The 17684-nt window shown below is 65.8% G+C and carries 15 protein-coding genes and 1 tRNA gene; 11 read left to right on the top strand and 5 right to left on the bottom strand.

Annotated elements, in window-relative coordinates; translation table 11 throughout:
• Nucleotides 1-166 precede the first annotated feature (166 nt).
• Complete coding sequence (locus CRO39_RS04540; RefSeq protein ID WP_097120633.1) at nucleotides 167-763, bottom strand: NfuA family Fe-S biogenesis protein; 597 nt, start codon at nucleotides 761-763, stop codon at nucleotides 167-169.
• Nucleotides 764-858: 95 nt separating this feature from the next.
• Here CRO39_RS04540 and CRO39_RS04545 point away from each other — a divergent pair, with 95 nt between their 5' ends.
• Nucleotides 859-1206, top strand: a complete 348-nt coding sequence (locus CRO39_RS04545; RefSeq protein WP_097120634.1) for a 4a-hydroxytetrahydrobiopterin dehydratase — start codon at nucleotides 859-861, stop codon at nucleotides 1204-1206.
• Nucleotides 1206-1634, top strand: coding sequence for an energy transducer TonB (locus CRO39_RS04550; protein WP_097120635.1), 429 nt, complete (start codon nucleotides 1206-1208; stop codon nucleotides 1632-1634). The genes CRO39_RS04545 and CRO39_RS04550 overlap by 1 nt, the downstream gene beginning before the upstream one ends.
• A 31-nt stretch (nucleotides 1635-1665) precedes the next feature.
• On the opposite strand, the gene CRO39_RS04555 is transcribed toward CRO39_RS04550, so the two are convergent.
• The gene (locus tag CRO39_RS04555; RefSeq protein ID WP_097120636.1) at nucleotides 1666-2643 is read right to left on the bottom strand and encodes an RluA family pseudouridine synthase; all 978 of its coding nucleotides are present in this window, start codon (nucleotides 2641-2643) and stop codon (nucleotides 1666-1668) included.
• 422 nt (nucleotides 2644-3065) lie between these two features.
• Between CRO39_RS04555 and CRO39_RS04560 the strand changes: the two genes are divergently transcribed.
• Nucleotides 3066-6362, top strand: coding sequence for an Rne/Rng family ribonuclease (locus tag CRO39_RS04560; RefSeq protein ID WP_097120637.1), 3297 nt, complete (start codon nucleotides 3066-3068; stop codon nucleotides 6360-6362).
• Between the two features lie 269 nt (nucleotides 6363-6631).
• Here CRO39_RS04560 and CRO39_RS04565 read toward each other — a convergent pair whose 3' ends face one another.
• Nucleotides 6632-7279: a response regulator gene (locus CRO39_RS04565; protein ID WP_097120638.1), complete on the bottom strand. Its 648-nt coding sequence runs from the start codon at nucleotides 7277-7279 to the stop codon at nucleotides 6632-6634.
• A gap of 168 nt (nucleotides 7280-7447) precedes the next feature.
• Here CRO39_RS04565 and CRO39_RS04570 point away from each other — a divergent pair, with 168 nt between their 5' ends.
• From CRO39_RS04570 to CRO39_RS04595, 7 genes are all read left to right on the top strand, one after another.
• Entirely contained in the window at nucleotides 7448-8314 is an 867-nt protein-coding gene (locus tag CRO39_RS04570; protein ID WP_162125692.1) for a M28 family peptidase, read from the top strand.
• Nucleotides 8315-8429: 115 nt separating this feature from the next.
• A complete protein-coding gene (locus tag CRO39_RS04575; protein ID WP_097120640.1) occupies nucleotides 8430-8657 on the top strand; it encodes a hypothetical protein in 228 nt (75 codons plus the stop codon).
• Nucleotides 8658-9027: 370 nt separating this feature from the next.
• Complete coding sequence (locus tag CRO39_RS20850; RefSeq protein WP_176520154.1) at nucleotides 9028-9204, top strand: hypothetical protein; 177 nt, start codon at nucleotides 9028-9030, stop codon at nucleotides 9202-9204.
• Nucleotides 9205-9425: 221 nt separating this feature from the next.
• The gene (locus CRO39_RS04580; RefSeq protein ID WP_238394540.1) at nucleotides 9426-10307 is read left to right on the top strand and encodes an isocitrate lyase/PEP mutase family protein; all 882 of its coding nucleotides are present in this window, start codon (nucleotides 9426-9428) and stop codon (nucleotides 10305-10307) included.
• A gap of 118 nt (nucleotides 10308-10425) precedes the next feature.
• Complete coding sequence (locus CRO39_RS04585) at nucleotides 10426-10824, top strand: hypothetical protein (RefSeq protein ID WP_097120641.1); 399 nt, start codon at nucleotides 10426-10428, stop codon at nucleotides 10822-10824.
• Between the two features lie 342 nt (nucleotides 10825-11166).
• Nucleotides 11167-14220: a TonB-dependent receptor gene (locus CRO39_RS04590; RefSeq protein ID WP_338015723.1), complete on the top strand. Its 3054-nt coding sequence runs from the start codon at nucleotides 11167-11169 to the stop codon at nucleotides 14218-14220.
• Nucleotides 14221-14770: 550 nt separating this feature from the next.
• On the top strand, nucleotides 14771-15505 hold the full coding sequence (locus CRO39_RS04595; protein WP_097120643.1) for a DUF899 domain-containing protein: 735 nt from the start codon (nucleotides 14771-14773) through the stop codon (nucleotides 15503-15505).
• Between the two features lie 69 nt (nucleotides 15506-15574).
• On the opposite strand, the gene CRO39_RS04600 is transcribed toward CRO39_RS04595, so the two are convergent.
• A tRNA-Ser gene (locus CRO39_RS04600) sits at nucleotides 15575-15664 on the bottom strand.
• A 246-nt stretch (nucleotides 15665-15910) separates the two neighbouring features.
• On the bottom strand, nucleotides 15911-16915 hold the full coding sequence (locus tag CRO39_RS04605; RefSeq protein WP_097120799.1) for a LysR family transcriptional regulator: 1005 nt from the start codon (nucleotides 16913-16915) through the stop codon (nucleotides 15911-15913).
• Between the two features lie 115 nt (nucleotides 16916-17030).
• On the opposite strand from CRO39_RS04605, the gene CRO39_RS04610 reads away from it, so the two are divergent.
• Nucleotides 17031-17612 (top strand): FMN-dependent NADH-azoreductase, encoded by a 582-nt coding sequence (locus CRO39_RS04610; RefSeq protein ID WP_097120644.1) that lies wholly within the window; start codon nucleotides 17031-17033, stop codon nucleotides 17610-17612.
• Nucleotides 17613-17684 lie beyond the last annotated feature (72 nt).

Genomic DNA, 17684 nt, shown 5'->3' on the forward strand with positions numbered 1-17684 from the left:
GGCCAGGATTCGTCAGCGCATGCGCAACAGACCGCACTTGGCCTGTTGACGTGCGGGACAGGGGGAGCGCGCACCGAACCGGCGTCTCGCCGGCTGCGCCAGGCAACGGCGCCTGAGCGCTATCGGGAAGCGAAGCGACCGGTTGCGCATCGGCCGGCAATCCGGGTCAGGCCGCGTTGTCGCGGGGAATGTACGGCGCGGCACCGGTGTCGTGATCGGTGGCGTCGCGCACTGCGGTGACGCCGGGCACGCGCGCCATCAGCGTTTTCTCGATGCCCTGCTTCAGGGTCACGTCGGCCATCCCGCAGCCGTGGCAACCGCCGCCGAAACGCAGGAACACGGCGCCCTCGGCGGTGACCTGCTCAACCGCCACGCGGCCCTTGTGCTGGGCCAGCTGCGGATTGATCTCGTTCTCGACCACCCAGCGCACGCGCTCGATCAGCGAGGCGGATTCGGCCGGCGCTTCGCCCTTGATCTTCGGCGCCTTGATGGTCAGCTGCGCGCCGGCGCCCTGGGCGACGTAGTCGATCTCGGCGCCATCGAGCCACTGCACGCTGCCCGCGTCCACATACAGGGTGAAACCCTCGCAATCCACCGCCCATTCGTCGCCGGCCAGATCGCCGGGTTCGGCGAACTCCAGCCGCGCATCGGCACGGGCGGTGCCCGGGTCCACCGCGCTCAGGCGCACACCGAGCCCCGGCAGGGACTCGCGTTCGATCAGTTTGCGGAAGTGGGTCTGGGCGCTGTCGGAAATCTGGATCATGGGGAGTATTCTAGCCGTCTCATCGTTAGCCGCTCATTCAAGCCTGCCACAATGTTGCGGCCGGCGTTCAGGCGGGCACCACGCAGGAGAAAACAATGTCCGATCTGATCCCCCTCGCCCAGGCCCACTGCCTGCCCCTGCGCGGCAGCGAACACAGGCTGGGACAGGCCCGCATCGCCGAACTGCTGCCCGATATTCCCGGCTGGGAGCTGGTCGAGGAAGGCCATGCGCTGTGCAAGACCTTCCAATTCAAGAACTACTACGAAACGATGGCATTCGTGAATGCGCTGGCCTTCATCTCCCACCGCGAGGATCATCATCCGGATCTGGGCGTACATTACAACCGCGCCGTGGTCCGCTACTCCACCCATGATGTCGGCGGCCTGAGCGAGAATGACTTCATCTGCGCGGCCAAGGCCGATGCGTTGCTGGGAGAAGCCTGATGGACGTCCGTACCCGCCGCCGGCCGCCGGCCCTGCCCCTGTCCCTCGCCCTGGCCGTTGCGCTGGCGCTGTCGGCCTGCGGAAACAACGAGGCGCCCGAGGCGCCGGCGATCCCGCCGACGGAGCTGGCCGCCATCGAAACGCCGCCGCCCGCCTATCCGCCGGAAGCCGAGTGCGACAGCGAAGGCGGCACCACGGTGCTGCGGGTGACCATCGAGCGCGATGGCGAGCCTGCGCAGGTGAACCAGGTGCAGAGCAGCGGCAACGACGCCCTCGACCGGGCCGCGCTGGAAGCCGTGCGCGGCTGGAAATTCCGGGCCGCAACGCGCAATGGAAATCCGGTCAGCCATACCATCACCGTACCGGTGACCTTCCCGCCGGTGCTGGAAAAGCCGACCCGCTGCTTCGCACCGGATGCGCAGCGCTGACGGCGCCACGCCCGATCGGTAGCCGCGCTTTCTACCCCAGCCGGTCAAGCGCGTCGGCAAGCTCATCGGCCAGCGGCGCGTTCAGCACATAAGGCGTGTTGCCGCCATCCAGCGCGAACTGCAGCGATGCCGCATGCAGGAACAGCCGCTTCAGCCCGGCCTGTTCGCGCAGCCGCTTGTTGACCGCTTCATCGCCGTACTTGTCGTCGCCGGCCACCGGATGGCCGATATGCTGGGCGTGCACGCGAATCTGGTGGGTGCGGCCGGTTTCGATGCGCACCTCGCAGTAGGAATGCCCGCCGCGCCGTTCCAACACCTTGAAGTGGCTCAGCGACGGCTTACCGCCCGGGTTGACCTGCACATGGCGTTCGCCGCCCTGGCGCAGGCCGACGTGCAGCGGCGCATCCACCGTCATCACCCCGTCGGGCATGCGCCCGATCAACAGCGCCAGATAGCGCTTCTGGATGCCGCTGCCGCCGTCCTCGCGCATCAGCGCCTGCAGTTCGGTCAGCGCCGAGCGCTTCTTGGCCATGACCAGCAGGCCGGAGGTGTCGCGGTCCAGCCGGTGCACCAGTTCCAGCGACAGGTTGGGCCGCAGCGCGCGCATGGTCTCGATGGCGCCGTGGCTGATGCCGCTGCCGCCGTGGCTGGCGACGCCCGACGGCTTGTTCAGCACCAGCAGGCGCGCGTCCTCGAACACGATGGCCTGTTCCATCCGTTGCAGGAACGCGGCCGGCGGCGGCGCCTGTTCTCCGGGCTCTGTGAGACTGACCGGCGGAATCCGCACCTCATCGCCGCCTTCCAGCTTGCGCTCGGCCTTGGCGCGGCCACCGTTGACCCGCACCTGGCCGCTGCGCACCAGTTTGTAGACCAGACTGCGCGGCGCGCCTTTCAGCTGGCCCAGCAGGAAATTGTCCAGCCGCTGGCCGCCGCGGTCGGCCGGCACGGTGACCATGCGCACCGCGGTTTTGGCGGCAGAAGACTTCGGGGCGGGGGGCTGAGCGGTCATCCGTCTTTTTCTGTTACACTCGGCGGGCGAGATAAGGGTTTGATTTCGCAGGAAGTTAGGCAGTTCGTTCAATGCCGCGGGCCAGAAGCCCAGCTTTCCGCGATACCGGTCTAGTGCGCGGCCACCGCCCCAGGGGCGGCCATGTTAGCGGCTTACCGGCGGACCCGGATACCGCCCGATGCGTCAGACATCGGAGCTGAACATGCCCCGCGCGGCGCAACCCCCTGGGGAAGCTGCCGCCGGCCCGTAACAAACCCATTCAGAAAAAGCGCTCCCGCGGTTTGCCGTGGTGTTGAAGCGCTGGATACCCAACCCGCCCCGCTGCGCCTGCGCGAGGGGCGGAAAAGCCTCTCACGAGGAGCAGGTTCCAGAGGCGAAATGCCACGGCGTTCCGCGCGGTAGTAGCGCGCGAGGAACGCACCATGAAACGCATGTTGATCAACGCGACGCAGGAAGAAGAACTGCGCGTCGCCATCGTCGACGGACAGACCCTGTACGACATCGATATCGAACAGCCGTCGAAAGAACAGAAGAAATCCAATATCTACAAGGGCCGCATCACCCGGCTCGAGCCCTCGCTGGAAGCGGCTTTCGTCGAATACGGCGCCGAGCGCCACGGCTTCCTGCCGCTGAAGGAAATCTCCCGCGACTACTTCCAGGCCGGGGTCGACCACAACAAGGCCGGCCTGCGCGAACTGTTGCGCGAAGGCCAGGAAGTGGTGGTCCAGGTCGACAAGGACGAGCGCGGCAACAAGGGCGCCGCCCTGACCACGTTCATCTCGCTGGCCGGCCGCTACATGGTGCTGATGCCCAACTCGCCCACCGCCGGCGGCGTCTCGCGTCGCATCGAGGGCGAAGACCGTGCCGAGCTCAAGAAGGCGATGGATGCGCTGACCATTCCCGACGACATGGGCGTGATCATCCGTACCGCAGGCGTCGGCCGCGATGCCGAAGAGCTGCAATGGGATCTGGACTACCTGCTGCAGGTCTGGAAGGCCATTGCCGAGGCCGCGCTGACCAAGCCGGCGCCGTTCCTGATCTACCAGGAGTCGCGCCTGATCGTGCGCGCCCTGCGCGACTACCTGCGCAACGACGTCGGCGAGATCCTGGTCGACACCGACGAGCTCTATGCCACCGCGCAGGAATTCATGCAGCAGGTGATGCCGCACAACCTGCGCAAGCTCAAGCACTACAAGGACGACATCCCGCTGTTCAACCGCTTCCAGATCGAGTCGCAGATCGAAGGCGCGTACGAGCGCAATGTCCGCCTGCCATCCGGCGGCTCCATCGTGGTCGACCAGACCGAAGCGCTGACCGCCATCGACGTCAACTCGGCGCGCGCCACCAAGGGCGGCGACATCGAGGAAACCGCGTTCCACACCAACCTGGAAGCGGCCGACGAAGTGGCCCGCCAGCTGCGCCTGCGCGACCTCGGCGGCCTGGTGGTGATCGACTTCATCGACATGTCGTCCAACAAGCATCAGCGCGAAGTCGAAAACCGCCTGCAGAACGCGTTGAAGTACGACCGCGCGCGCGTGCAGCTGGGCCGCATCTCGCGCTTCGGCCTGATGGAAATGAGCCGCCAGCGCCTGCGCCCCAGCCTGGGCGAATCCAGCCAGATCGTCTGCCCGCGCTGCGACGGCCACGGCCGCATGCGCAGCGTGGAGTCGCTGTCGCTGTCGATCATCCGCGTGGCCGAAGAGCACGCGATGAAGGACAACACCGGGCAGGTGCTGATCCAGGCGCCGGTGGAAATCGCCAACTTCCTGCTCAACGAGAAGCGCAGCGCGCTGCGCGAGATCGAAAAACGCCATGACGCGCCTATCGTCATCGTCGCCGACGAGCAACTGCACACTCCGCATTACGAAGTCACCCGCATCCGCGAGAACGAACTCGGCGAGGAAACCAGCAAGCCCAGCTACCAGCGCGGCACCCCGCGCAAGCTGCCGGTGCATGCGCTGACCAAGGCGCAGCTGAACATTCCGCCGGCACCTGCCGTCACCCACGTCAAGCACGCCGCACCGGCGCCGTTGCGCGAGGAACGCGAACAGCCGGTCGCCGCCCCCGTTCCGGTGGCCGCTCCGGTCGCCGCCGCACCCGCTGCAACCGGCGGCGTCGTCGGCTGGTTCAAGCGCCTGCTGGGCGGTGGCGAAACGCCGGCACCGGCGCCAGTGCACCCGTCGCGTGCGCAGGATGGACAGCGCGGACGCACCGAGCGCAACGAACGCGGCAATCGCCGCGACAACCGCGATGGCCGCGGCCAGCAGGGAGCAGGCCGTGGCGGCAGCGCCCAGCGTCGCGACGAACGCGGCAACCGGCCGCAAGGCGCCCCGGCCGCCGCCGGCCAGCCGCAGCAGAAACAACGCGGCGAACAGGCCCCTGCGCAGCAGAAGCAGGCCAAGGCGCAGAATCAGCCGCAGAAGCAGCCCAAGCAGCAGAACCTCGCCGGCGGCACGGCCCAGGCAGGCAACCGGCCACCGCGCCAAGCCGACGCGCCGCGGCCGGCAACGCCCAAGCCTGAAGCCGCCGCCGTCGACGAGACGGCCGCCGCCGCTGCGGCCGCAACTGCTGCTGCCGTAACGGTAGCCGCGAGCGCCAGCGAAACTCCAACCGCGCCGCCGGCGACAGCCGTGGCCGCCGCAGCATCGGCCGAAACGGAAGGAGCTACCGCCGCTACCGCCGCGACAGACGCTGCCGGCGCTGCGGCTTCCGCGCCTGTCGACGCCGCCAGCAACGACAGCAATGAAACCGGCGAAGGGACTGGCCGTCGTCGGCGTGGCCGGCGCGGTGGCCGCCGCCGCCGCCGCGGCAACAGCGATGCTGCCGCCGGCGAAAACGAGGCCATCGACGATCTGTCCGGCGAAGGTGGCGATGGCGAGGAGGCGGCGTTCAGCCGTTCGCAGCCGGAGTTCGATTTCGACGACGTGCCCGCGGACAGCAAGCCTGCTCCGCGCGCGGTTGCGCCAGTGCAGCCTGCCGCCGCCGCCGAACCGGTTGCGGTCAACGATGCGCCCGCGCCGCAAGCGCCCGTGGCCAGCCGGTCCGAACCGGCCATCCCACCCGCTGCGGAAGTCGCCGGCCCTGCTCCTGCCGAGCCAACCCACGCCGAAGAAGCCGCGGCAACGGCGTCCGATTCCGATCGAAGCCCAGCCGAAACGGTGACCAGCGCGGTGGCGGCCGAAGCAGCCGCCCTCGCCCGGCCCGCCCAGGCCGAGCCAGCCCAAACCCAGCCCGCTCAAGCCGAGGTCGCGGCCATCGTGCAACACGAGGCCGAAGCGGTCGCCAGCCGGATGGAAGCCGTAAAGCAGGACGCCATCGAACAGGCCGCCCTGCAAATACCTGCGGTCGAAGCGACGGACAGCGATGCGCTGGCCAAGGCGGCAGCCGATGCCAAGGCGACCGTGCAAGCGGAACTCTCAGCCTCGCCGGCGCCCGCCGCCGCGGCTGAGGCCGGGAAAGAACAAGCGCCGCCGGCTGTCGCCGTAGCGCCCATCCCGGCACCTGCGCCGCTCACGACGCCGGAGCCGCCGCGCGGCAGCACCGGCTCATTGTTCTTTGTTGCCGACGAGAACACGCCGGCCTCGGTCAGGCGCAGCCTGTTCGATCCTGTGCCGGCCCCGCAATCTGCCGAACCCGCCAAGGTCGCCGATGCGGCCCACAACGACGACGAAAAGCCGTCCGAACCCGGTGAGCAAGGCAACGAGGAACGCAGCGCATAACCGCATGCGACGGGCCGCCGCAGCGCCGCCCGCGCAATCCGGACCAGCCGGCCGCGCAAGCGGCCGGCTTTTTTTATGGTTCTTCCTTCCAACAGAAATCTACCGATACACCGCCAAGCGCGACGGTTACCTTCTCCCTCCGGGAGAAGAGCCTGCGTACGTGATGCGGGGCGGCCCGAACAGTCGGATCAGGGTACGGCGAAGAATCACACGCTCAGGGCCGGTCATTTCGCCGCATCTTCCGGCAAAGCCCGGCTCCGCTTCGGAGATCAGATGGCCCGCGACGGATCCAGCAGACCGTACTGCGCGGCCAGCCGCGCCAGCGCGATGTTGTCCTGCACGCCGGTCTTCTCGAACAAGCGCGTCTTGTGCGTGTTCACCGTCTTCGCGCTCAGGCTCAGGCGCTTGGCGATATCTTCCTGCCGCAATCCCTGGGTCAGCAGCATCGCCACTTCCAGTTCGCGTGGCGACAATGCATCGAACGGCGACGCCTCGCCGCCGACATTCAGCAACGCGAGGTTCTGCGCGATGCTGGTTCCCAGATAACGCTTGCCGCGCGAAACGTCGCGTACCGCGCGAATCAGTTCGGTGGCATCGCCGCCCTTGCCGATATAACCGGACGCGCCGGCTTCCAGCAGCCGCTTCGGCAACGGTCCATCCTCCAGCACCGACACGATGATCACCCGCGTCTTCTGCTCCCCGCGCACGATGCGCTCGGTGACTTCCAGGCCGCTGTAGCCGGGAAGATGCAGATCGCACAACACCACATCCGGGTTGAGCTGGCGGATCAGCGGCAGCGCCTCTTCGCCGCTTTCGCTCTCGCCCACCACTTCGATATCGACCTCATTGGCAAGAATCATCTTCATGCCGGTTCGCACCAGCGCATGATCGTCAATCAGGAATACGCGAATCGTCATCCTTACGCTCCTTGTCGGCCTTGCCCCGCCCAAGACTGTTGCATCGGTTTCCTCCCGTTTTTCATTCTATTCGCGCCGCGCCGCCGGCGCGCGGCCTTCGGCTTATGGCATGGGCACCGCGGCGGCGGCCTGTGCAATACTCGTCACATTATCAGGAGAATCAATATCATGCGCCTGTTCCGTATTTTCGGTGCCCTGCCCTGGCTGCTGGCGTTGTCGGCTGCCCCCGCGCTGGCCGACAACCCGGCGGCCGGTTCCTGGCAACAACAGGTCGCCGCCGTCAGCGCCGGCCGCGACTCGTTGTCGCGCGGCCATGCCATTACGGCGCGGCTGGATGCGCTGGGCATCCAATGGCGCCGGGAAGCGTTCGAACGCGACGGCAAGCGCGGCAGCAATCTGCTGGCCGATCTTGGCGGCCCGGCCGGCGCGCCGTTGCTGCTGATCGGCGCCCACTACGACAAGGTCGAAATCGGGCACGGCGCCACCGACAACGCCTCTGGCGTCGCTGCGGTGCTGGAACTTGCGGCGGCCCTGAAGGCGCGCCCGCTGACGGCGCATCGCGTGCAGGTCGCTTTCTGGGATCTGGAAGAGCACGGCCTGCTGGGTTCGCACGCCTGGGTGGAAACGCCCGATCGCGAGCGTCCGGCGCTGTACGTCAATTTCGACGTGTTCGGCTGGGGAGACACGTTGTGGATGATGTCGCCCAACGCCGACACTCCGCTGATCCGCTCGTTGCGCGAAGCGGCCAGCGCGCAGCAACTCGGCTTCGCGCCGGGCGAACGCTACCCGCCCACCGATCATCTGGCGTTCCTGAATTCCGGTTGGCCGGCGGTGTCCTTTTCGCTGGTGGGCGGCGACGAAATCGACGCCATCCTGGCGGTTTTCGGCGGGCAGAATCCGCCGGTCGCGCCCAAGGTCATGCAGGTGATCCACAGCGCGCGCGACACCATCGCCGAAATCGACGCCGTCCATATCGGCAAGGCTCTGACGGTAGTGGAACGCGGCCTGCGCGACTGGGACAGCGCAAACCGGTAGGCATGCCGGCAGCGTGACGACTCGCTGAATGCGAAATCGGGGCGTCGCCTTCTTTGCATCGGTATCACAGACGGTTTCGTAGCCTGAGTCGGGCCCATCGTTCGTCCCCCCCAACATGATGACCTTCGACCTGCCGTACGCGCCCGACTCCCACGACGCCTTTTTGCTGTCCATCAACGAGTCTCCGCCATTGCGCTTTCCGAGCCGCGGCGCGGCGCTGACGTACGCCATCCGCCTGGCCAACCAGCGGATAGCTCAAGGTTTGGACTACGCCATCAATGTCGAAGGCGGCGACGGCAAGTGGCGCGTATTCCAGGGCGTAGGCCATCTGCTGGTCGCCTGAACGGTAACGCGCCATCCTGTCGGATTATTCCTACCCGCCAGCGCGGCAAGCCCCGACTGCCAAAGTGCTGCCGCGCAGGCAAGCTATTCCTGTCCCCGGAAGCACGCCCTGCACAGGCAATGGATGCCGCTCTGCAAAGGACCAAGGGCACCGCCTTGAGCAAGCGGGCCGCTGGAACCGGGGACATCTCCCCTTTCAAAGACCCGGAGCGGATAGGTTCTCCGGGTCTTTTTCTTTGCGCGGGCGCTTCCGGTCCGGCGCCGCTGCAGGCCGCTGGCGCCGGCAGACCTGCCGCCACCACCGGCCTTTTCACAGTGTCTTGAACCGTCTGCGGCGACAGTAGCGGCAACCCACCGCAGGAAACTCCACAATGGCACGCGACCGTAAAGATCCGCCCGGCCCCGACGAGAACCGGCAATGCTGGGAGACGCCGCTGCACGAGCGCATGCGGCTCAATCACGAAGATTACAACCAGGACCAGGCGTTGCTGGAGACCTTTCCGGCCAGTGATCCGGTGTCGCCGTTCGTCCCGGCCAGAGCCCCCTGATCCGACCGCTGCGTTCGCCTTCCCGCCCAGGTTGAAACAACCGCAAACTTCCACGAACCGGTTCCGAACCGGGACATGCGGTTACGGGTTGCGGTGAATCGCGACATCCCACCGCGCCTGTTTGGGCGATTGACGACACCTCCTGTCCGGACAGGCAGTTCGCGAAAGATGGCGCCTCGGCCGCATTGCCGCAACCGGTTGCGGCCGCGGCAAAGACGACAATGTCCGAAAACGGCGAGTCCGGCATGCAGCGGCATGGCAAGCTGCGCATCCCTTCGCCGCCCGAGCCTGCCATGGCCTTCCAACCCGAGCTTACCCAGCAGTTCCGTCAACTCCATACCCACGGCCTGCTGCGGCTGGCCAACGCCTGGGATGCCGGCAGCGCCCGCCTGATCGAAAGCCTGGGCGCGCCTGCCATCGCCACCACCAGCGCCGGATTGGCCTGGTCGCAAGGTTATGCCGACGGCGACCACCTGCCCGTCGCCAACCTGCTGGGCACGGTCGCCGCCATCCGCCGCGTCATTGACGTACCGCTGAGCATCGATATCGAAAGCGGCTATTCCGACGACCCGCAGGCCGTCGCCGCGCTGGTGCTGCAACTGGCCGAAGCGGGCGTATCGGGCATCAACCTGGAAGACGGCGCCACTGCGCCGGAATCGCTATGCACCAAGATTGAGCACATCCGCCACGCCTGCGCGGCCGCCGGCGCCGATATCTTCATCAATGCGCGCACCGATGTTTATCTGCGGCAACTGGCGCCCGCCAGCGAACAGGTCGCCGCAACGCAGGCACGCGGCAACCGTTACCGCGATGCTGGCGCTGATGGCCTGTTCGTGCCGGGATTGACGGACAGCGCGTCCATCGGCGCCATCGCCGCGGAGGTCGCCTTGCCGTTGAACGTGATGCTGCGCCCTGACTTGCCGGCAGTTGCGGAACTGGCCGCACTGGGCGTGCGGCGGCTGAGCGCAGGTTCGAGCCTGGCCGAATCGGTCTTCGACCGCCTGCAGGCCGGTGCGCTGGATTTCCTGGAGTCTTCCGATCATGCAGGTGAAGATCGCCCGCCCCTGAGCTACCCGCAGATCAACCGGCTGTTCGCTGCGTGAGCCACGCCATGGACGGCCGTTCGGGTTTGTCGCGATGGGATTAACATCCCGCCCACGTAGAGATAACCCGCCTTAGACAAAACTGAAGCATCCATCCATAAGCGTATTGGAGGTAGCAATGGGATCGGTTTCTCGTGCAACCACGGCCACAGCCAGCGCCCCGGAGTGCGAATGCATCGATATCCGCGCCGAGCTGTCGTATTGGCGGCAGCATATGGAATCTCAGGACTGGCACGACCGGTCGGCGAATTTCGACGACTGTCGCGCCACCATCAAGTTTGCCTACGACGCCTACCTGAAGTGGCACCGGGAACCGCTGCATCTGCTCGGCCCCACCCTGCGGCAGGCCTACGAACAGAAAATCAGCTATCGCGACCGTTTGGATTGGTTCGCAGCCGAGCAAATCATCCACGATGTATGGGACCGGATCCGGACTGCCGGCGCCTGTTGCGATGGCGAGGCCCGTTCCGGCGCACCCGCCCGGCCGATGCCGGCACTGGCCGCGACCATCAACTGAAGCCGTCGTTTTCGAGAGACGACAAGAAGGCGGGCCAACAGGCCCGCCTTTTTCATGGCCGGCACCTGGGTCGCCATCCTCCGGCCGCGCCACCGCCTGCCGCGGCGATGCCGCCGCTCGGCACCGTTGCGCCGTCCGCCTCCAGCCGATGATTCCTTCCCGGTAAAGCAGCCTCTGGCGGGCATCGCAGGCCCGCAACCGACGCCGTGGTCGTGACAACGATATCTATCTGCCGCGGCCCTCCCAACGGACAAAATTCGAGATATCGTTACCAGGTGGCGCCCGAAAGGCCGGCACAAAAAACCGAAATCCACAAAATCTGGGTCCTGGGAGGGAACAGTAATGTCGAAGTATTCGCTCTGTGCTGCAGGGTGCGTCGCGTCGTGCCTGTCGCTAGGTTTTTCCCGTTCCGCATTGGCATTGGGGGTGGCCTTGGCTCTGGCCGCCGGCACGGCGCACGCCCAACAGGCAACGCCGGAAGACATCGGCGAGACCGTCGAGCTGGAGACCGTACAGGTCACAGGCGTGCGCGGCAGCGTGATGCGCGCGCAGGAAATCAAACAGGACGCCGCACAGATCTTGGATTCGGTCACCGCCCAGGACATCGGCGCGCTACCCGACCGCAGCGTCACCGAAACCCTCAAGCGCATATCCGGCGTAACCATCACCGGCTTCCTGGCGCGCGACGATACCGATCACTTTTCCGCCGAGGGCAGCGGCGTGATGATCCGCGGCCTGACCTTCGTGCGCGGCGAGCTCAACGGGCGCGACGTGTTCAGCGCCAACGGCGGCCGCGGCCTGAGCTTCGAGGAAGTCCCCGCCGAGCTGATGGCCGGCGTGGACGTGTACAAGAATCCGTCGGCCGAAATCATCGAGGGCGGGCTGGGCGGCACGGTCAACCTGCGCACGCGCATGCCCTTCGACGAAGCCGGCCGCAAGATCGCCGGCAGCGTCGATTACAACTACGGCGACCATGCCAGGAAGGGCAAGCCTTCGGCCTCGTTCCTGTTCAGCGACCGCTGGCAGACCGGTGTCGGCGAGATCGGTTTCCTGGCCAACGTTTCCTATTCCGAACTGGCCACCCGCTCGGACGGCATCCAGGTGCAGCCGTTCATGCGCCGCGGCCTCCAGCCCGAACCCTGGACGCCGGATTCCTCCGGTGAGGAGAAAATCGACATGCTGCTGGGCGATACGGGCCTGGATGCGGTGTTCGTCCCCGGCGGCGCCAACTGGCGGCAGACCGATTTCGACCGCAAGCGGCAGGGTCTGGCATTCGCGTTGCAATGGCGCCCCAACGACGACACCGAGGTCTATACCCAGTTCCTGACCTCCAGGTACAAGATGGCCTGGCGCGAGCACTTCATGGAATTCGGTGGCGCCAGCGAGGCCGACAACGCCGACGGCAAGACCAATACCGTATTGCCGGCGCCGGGCACCCGTTTCGTCTACGACGCCAACGGCAGGTTCGTGAGCGGCTCCCTGCGCGCGGGCCACTATCCGTGGCACGACATCTACGTGAACAGCGACTTCGGCATCCAGTTCATCTCAGGCCACCGCTACAACGTGTCGAACAGCGATACCACCGACTGGTCGGCCGGTTTCCGCCACTTCATCACCGACAAGCTGGTCGTGCGCGGCGACTTCCAGTACGTGACCTCGAAGAACGACAACATGGACTTCTCCGTGCACGCCTCGACCCTGCTGGAAGGCGTGCACCTGGACCTGAGCGGCAAGTATCCGTCGCTGACCGTCGACGAGCAGTTCGCCACGGAGAAGAGCAATTACTTCTGGCGCTCGGCGATGGACCACATCGCCGACAACGAGGGCAACGAGCGGGCCGGGCGCGTCGACTTCGAGTACACCTTCGACAACGGCGACTGGCTGCGCTTCGTGCGCTTCGGCGCGCGCCTGGCCGATCGCAGCTACACCAGCATGTCCACGCGCTGGAACTGGCGACCGGTCAGCGATTCGTGGCGCGCGATCAACAATCCCGAACGCGGCAACGTCGCCTGGCTCGATCAATACTTCCCGGGGGATTCGGAGCTGTATTCGCTGGGCGACTTCTTCCGCGGCGACATCAACGTACCGACCCGGTTGTGGTTTCCGACCGCGCGGATGGTCAACATCGACTATGCCGCAGGCACCCTCAGCCCCCTCGCCAACGAGGTCGAACCGGGCACGGGCTGGTCGCCGATCGCCTACGCCCCCGAGAACATCAACCGCCAGAACGAACGCACCCAGGCGGCGTACGGCATCGTGTACTTCGAGAACAACCAGGCGCTGGGCGTGCCGGTGGACGGCAACGTCGGCGTGCGCGTAGTCAAGACCAGCGTGAGAACCTCCGGCGGCGGGCAGATGCCCGATCTGTCGACCTGGGGCGAAAACGTCAGCGACGAGGTCAAGGCCAAGTTCGCCGGCCAGTTCTTCAGCACCGATACCGCCAGTTCCTACACCGACGTGCTGCCCAGCCTGAACCTGCGTTTCCGCTTCGGCGAAGGCCTGCAGTGGCGCGTGGCGGCGTCCAAGGCGATCGCGCGGCCGGAATTCCGGCTGATGCAGGCCTGGCTGCCGCTGAGCGTGGACGTTTCATCGGCGTGCACCAGCGCCATCGAGCTGGGCACCCGCACCGAACCCTGCGGCTTGGAGGACCTGACCGACTTCGAAGGATCGGCCGGCAACCCGGCACTGAAGCCGATGCGCGCCACCCAGTACGACACCGCGCTGGAGTGGTACTTCGGCCCGGCCAACATGCTGTATACGACGCTGTTCTACAAGGACGTGAAGGACTACTTCGCCACCACGGTGGGCTACGAGACCTGGGGCGGCGACGAGTATGCGATCACGCGCACCAACAACCTGGACGAGGGCAGGATCCGCGGCTTCGAGGTCGGCTATTCGCAGTTCTTCGACTTCCTGCCGGGCTGGCTCAGCGGCTTCGGCGTCCAGGCCAACTACACCTACGTGGACAGCACCGGCGGCACCAACGCGGTCGTCGACCCGTACGAGACCGATGTCCGTGCCGCTCCCGTCGAACTGCCGCTGGAGGGCCTGTCCAAGCGCTCCTACAACCTGGTCGGCATCTACGAAAAGGACAAAGTCTCGTTCCGCCTGGCCTACAACTGGCGCTCGCGCTACCTGCTGACCTCCAGCGATGTGATCACCCGGCTGCCGACCTGGAACGAGGATTTCGGACAACTGGATGGCTCGTTCTTCTACAACCTCACCAACAACATCCAGATCGGCCTGCAGGTGAACAACATCACCAACACGGTCACCAAGCTGACGACCGGGCCGCGCCTGTACCCGACCGACGGCTATCTGGATACCACGGTATACAACCGCGCCTGGTTCATGAACGACCGTCGCTACTCGGCGGTGCTGCGCGCCAGTTGGTAACGCCTGGTGAAGCACGCGACGGCCCGCGCAGTGATTGCGCGGGCCGTTGTTTTTGGGGGCGTAGCGTCGGGCGAAGAGAACGGTGCTCAGACCCAAAGGCATTCGGCGATCCTCCAACAGCGAAGCTGGTCATCCGCTTGCGCGGGTTCCGCCTTAGATGCTCCACCCATTGGATGCCGCGTGGGGTTGGCAATCCTGCGAACAGAGGATTTTTGTCGGAGTTGGCGGGCCGCACAGATCGGGCCATGCGATGCGCTTGAACGCTGCAAGCGGGTCGTCGGCAGCCACCAGAAAGTCCAATCAAGGCAACACGGACAAGCCGCCGGGATGACGATCTTTGACTTTTCAGTCTTGTCTTAATTCCCGTCAAACTTGTTACTCACGCTCCCCTGCCGTTCGGCGGTACATCTTTGCCAGGTGCAGCGTCGATAGGTAGTGGCGCCGTTGCTGACCTGGAATCCGGCCGCCGTTGTGCCTGCGGCAGGCGCAGCAACGGACAGTCCACGCGACATCCCGGTTCGAACGTACCCAACCTGGAGGATCAAGAATCATGATCACATCGTCTGAGAATGGCCGAGGAAGCGAGCTGCTCGGAATGCGGACTCCATCCGTCGTGTCGGCTGAGGAGTGGCAGGCCGCCCGGGAGAAGTTGCACGTGAAGGAGAAGGCGCATTCGCGCGCTCGCGACGTCCTGGCTGCCGAACGCCGACGGATGCCTTGGCTGGCGGTCGAGAAGGATTACGCTTTTGAAGGGCCGAATGGCCGCGTGAGCCTGCTTGACCTGTTCGATGGCCGCCGACAGCTGATCGTCTATCGCGCTTTCATGGAGCCCGGCGTCGGGCGCTGGCCGGAGCGCGGCTGTATCGGTTGTTCCATGGTCGCCGATCAGGTGGCGCACCCGGCACACCTCGGCGCCCGCGACACCAGCCTCGCCTTCGTCTCGCGCGGATCGCAAGGCGACCTTCAGCGCCTGAAGGCAAAGATGGGCTGGGACCATATCCCGTGGTACACGCTGACGGACGACTTCGACGCCGACTTCGGCGTGGACGAATGGCACGGCACGAACGCATTCATCCGCGACGGCAACGCCGTGTTCCGGACCGGCTTCATCAACGGCCGTGGCGACGAGCAAATGGGGAATACCTGGAACTACCTCGACATCACTGCACTTGGTCGCCAGGAATCGTGGGAGGACTCACCTGAGGGCTATCCCCAGACCCCGCCGTACCAATGGTGGATCTGGCATGACGATGGAGCGACGGATCCCCAGCGCGATAAAGATTAGCGCGTAGGGCGGAACCCGCAGCGGATGACTAGCTTCGCTGTTAGGGGCCTGCCGAATGACGGCCGGTTATGGCGGAGAGAGTGGGATTCGAACCCACGGAAGGTTTGACCCTTCGCCGGTTTTCAAGACCGGTGCCTTAAACCGCTCGGCCATCTCTCCGTTGTTGCTTCTCTACCCGCGGCGCTACGCGCCGTTCGCCGGTTTTACCATCGACCTGCGGTCGATGTTCGCTCCGGCCTGCGGCCTTCGCAGTCAAGACCGGTGCCTTAAACCGCTCGGCCATCTCTGTATATTTTTTTTACAACGGCGACAATGCGGGGCCATGCGAATACCGCATCCGTACCTTGCGACCACCCGGCCCATTACAGGCCGGGCCGCATTTTCGCATGAAGCGGGCGGTTTTGCTTACGAGGCGCGCTTGACCCGTTCGGCCTTGGTATTGTCCAGCGCCTGCGCGAGGGCCTGTTCGGCTTCCTTGCCGCATTTGCCGCCGCAATCCAGCCGCGAGGATTCGATCTGCTGCGGCAGGTGTTCGGCCAGGAAGTCGATGAACACGCGCACCGCCGGCAGCAAGCCGCGGCGTGAGGCGAACACGGCGTGGCATATGCCCTGCGGCAGCGACCATTCCGGCAGCACCACCTCCAGCTCGCCCTTGCGCACGGCTTCGGCACAGACAGTTTCCGGCAGCAGGGTGATGCCGAATCCGTCCTTGGCCATCGCCTGCAGCAGCGGAAAGTCGAAACCGGCCAGCCGCGGCTGCAGGTCGACCCGGCGCACTTCGCCGTTGGGACCGTGCAGTTCCCAGCGCTGGCGCGCCTCGTCTTCGCTGATGCTCAGGGTGACGTGTTCGGCCAGGTCTTCCGGGGTCTGCGGGCGGCCGGCGCGTTGCAGGTATTTGGGGCTGGCGACCAGCAGTTCCTGGATCTGGCCGAAGCTGCGCATCACCAGGCTGCCGTCGTCGTCCAGCTTGGCGCGCACGCGCAATGCCACGTCGTAGCCTTCATTGATGATGTCGACGCGGCGGTTGTTGACGTGCAGTTGCAGGCGCACCTTGGGGTACTTGTCCAGGAACATCGGCAGGATCTTGGGCAGCTGCATCTGCGCCACCGCCACCGGCACGCTGACCCGCACCACGCCGCGCGGTTCGGCGCTCAGACGGTCCACCACCTCGCGCGCGGCCTGCGCCTCGGCCAGCATGGTCTGGGCGTGGCGGTGCACGCTCATGCCGACATCGGTCACCGCAAAGCGGCGGGTGGAACGCTGCAGCAGGCGCACGCCCAGGTCGGTCTCCAGCTGGCTGATGCGCCTGCTCAGCCGCGACTTGGGAATCCCCAGCGCGCGCTCGGCCGCGGCGAATCCGCCGTGGTCCACCACCATCGCAAAGTAGTACAGGTCATTGAGGTCATGCATGCCCATAGTTCCGAATTTAGAACAATCAGTGATATTTAATCGTATTTATTGCACAATCGCAACAATCTAACGTGGCATCCAACGCGGCAACGCCGCAGACCTGGACCTAGCCACCATGAAACTTCTTCATATCGACAGCAGCGCCCTGGGCGCCAACTCCATCAGCCGCGAACTTACCGCCGCCATCGTAGCCCGTTGGCAGGACAATGTGCCCGGGTTGGAGGTCACCTACCGCGATCTGGACAACAATCCCCTGCCCCACCTGACCGGACAGGTGCTGGCCAAGACCGACCCGGCGGTGGCCGAAGCCGGCGAGATTGCCATCCAGCAATTCCTGGAAAGCGATGTACTGGTCATTGGCGCACCGATGTACAACTTCTCGGTGCCGTCCACACTGAAGGCCTGGATAGACCGCATTGCCGTGGCAGGACGTACGTTTCGTTATACCGAAGCCGGCCCACAAGGTCTGGCCGGCGGCAAGAAGGTGGTCATCGCCAGCGCCCGCGGCAGCATCCACGGCGACAACGCACCGACCGATTTCCAGGAAGCCTACCTGCGCCAGGTATTCGGGTTCCTGGGCATCACCGACATCGAATTCGTCCGCGCCGAAGGCATCGGCTACGGGCCGCAGCAGCGCGCCGACGCCCTCCGCGGCGCATTGGCCGCCATCCCGGCGCCGCTGTTGCAGGCCGCCTGAACCCCATAACCAGAAAGCTGTCGTCTCTCTCCCCCTGGGCCTGCTTTGCAGGCCCTCTTTTTGCGGCGTGTG

The sequence above is a fragment of the Pseudoxanthomonas wuyuanensis genome, from assembly GCF_900215535.1.
Classification (GTDB): domain Bacteria; phylum Pseudomonadota; class Gammaproteobacteria; order Xanthomonadales; family Xanthomonadaceae; genus Pseudoxanthomonas_A; species Pseudoxanthomonas_A wuyuanensis.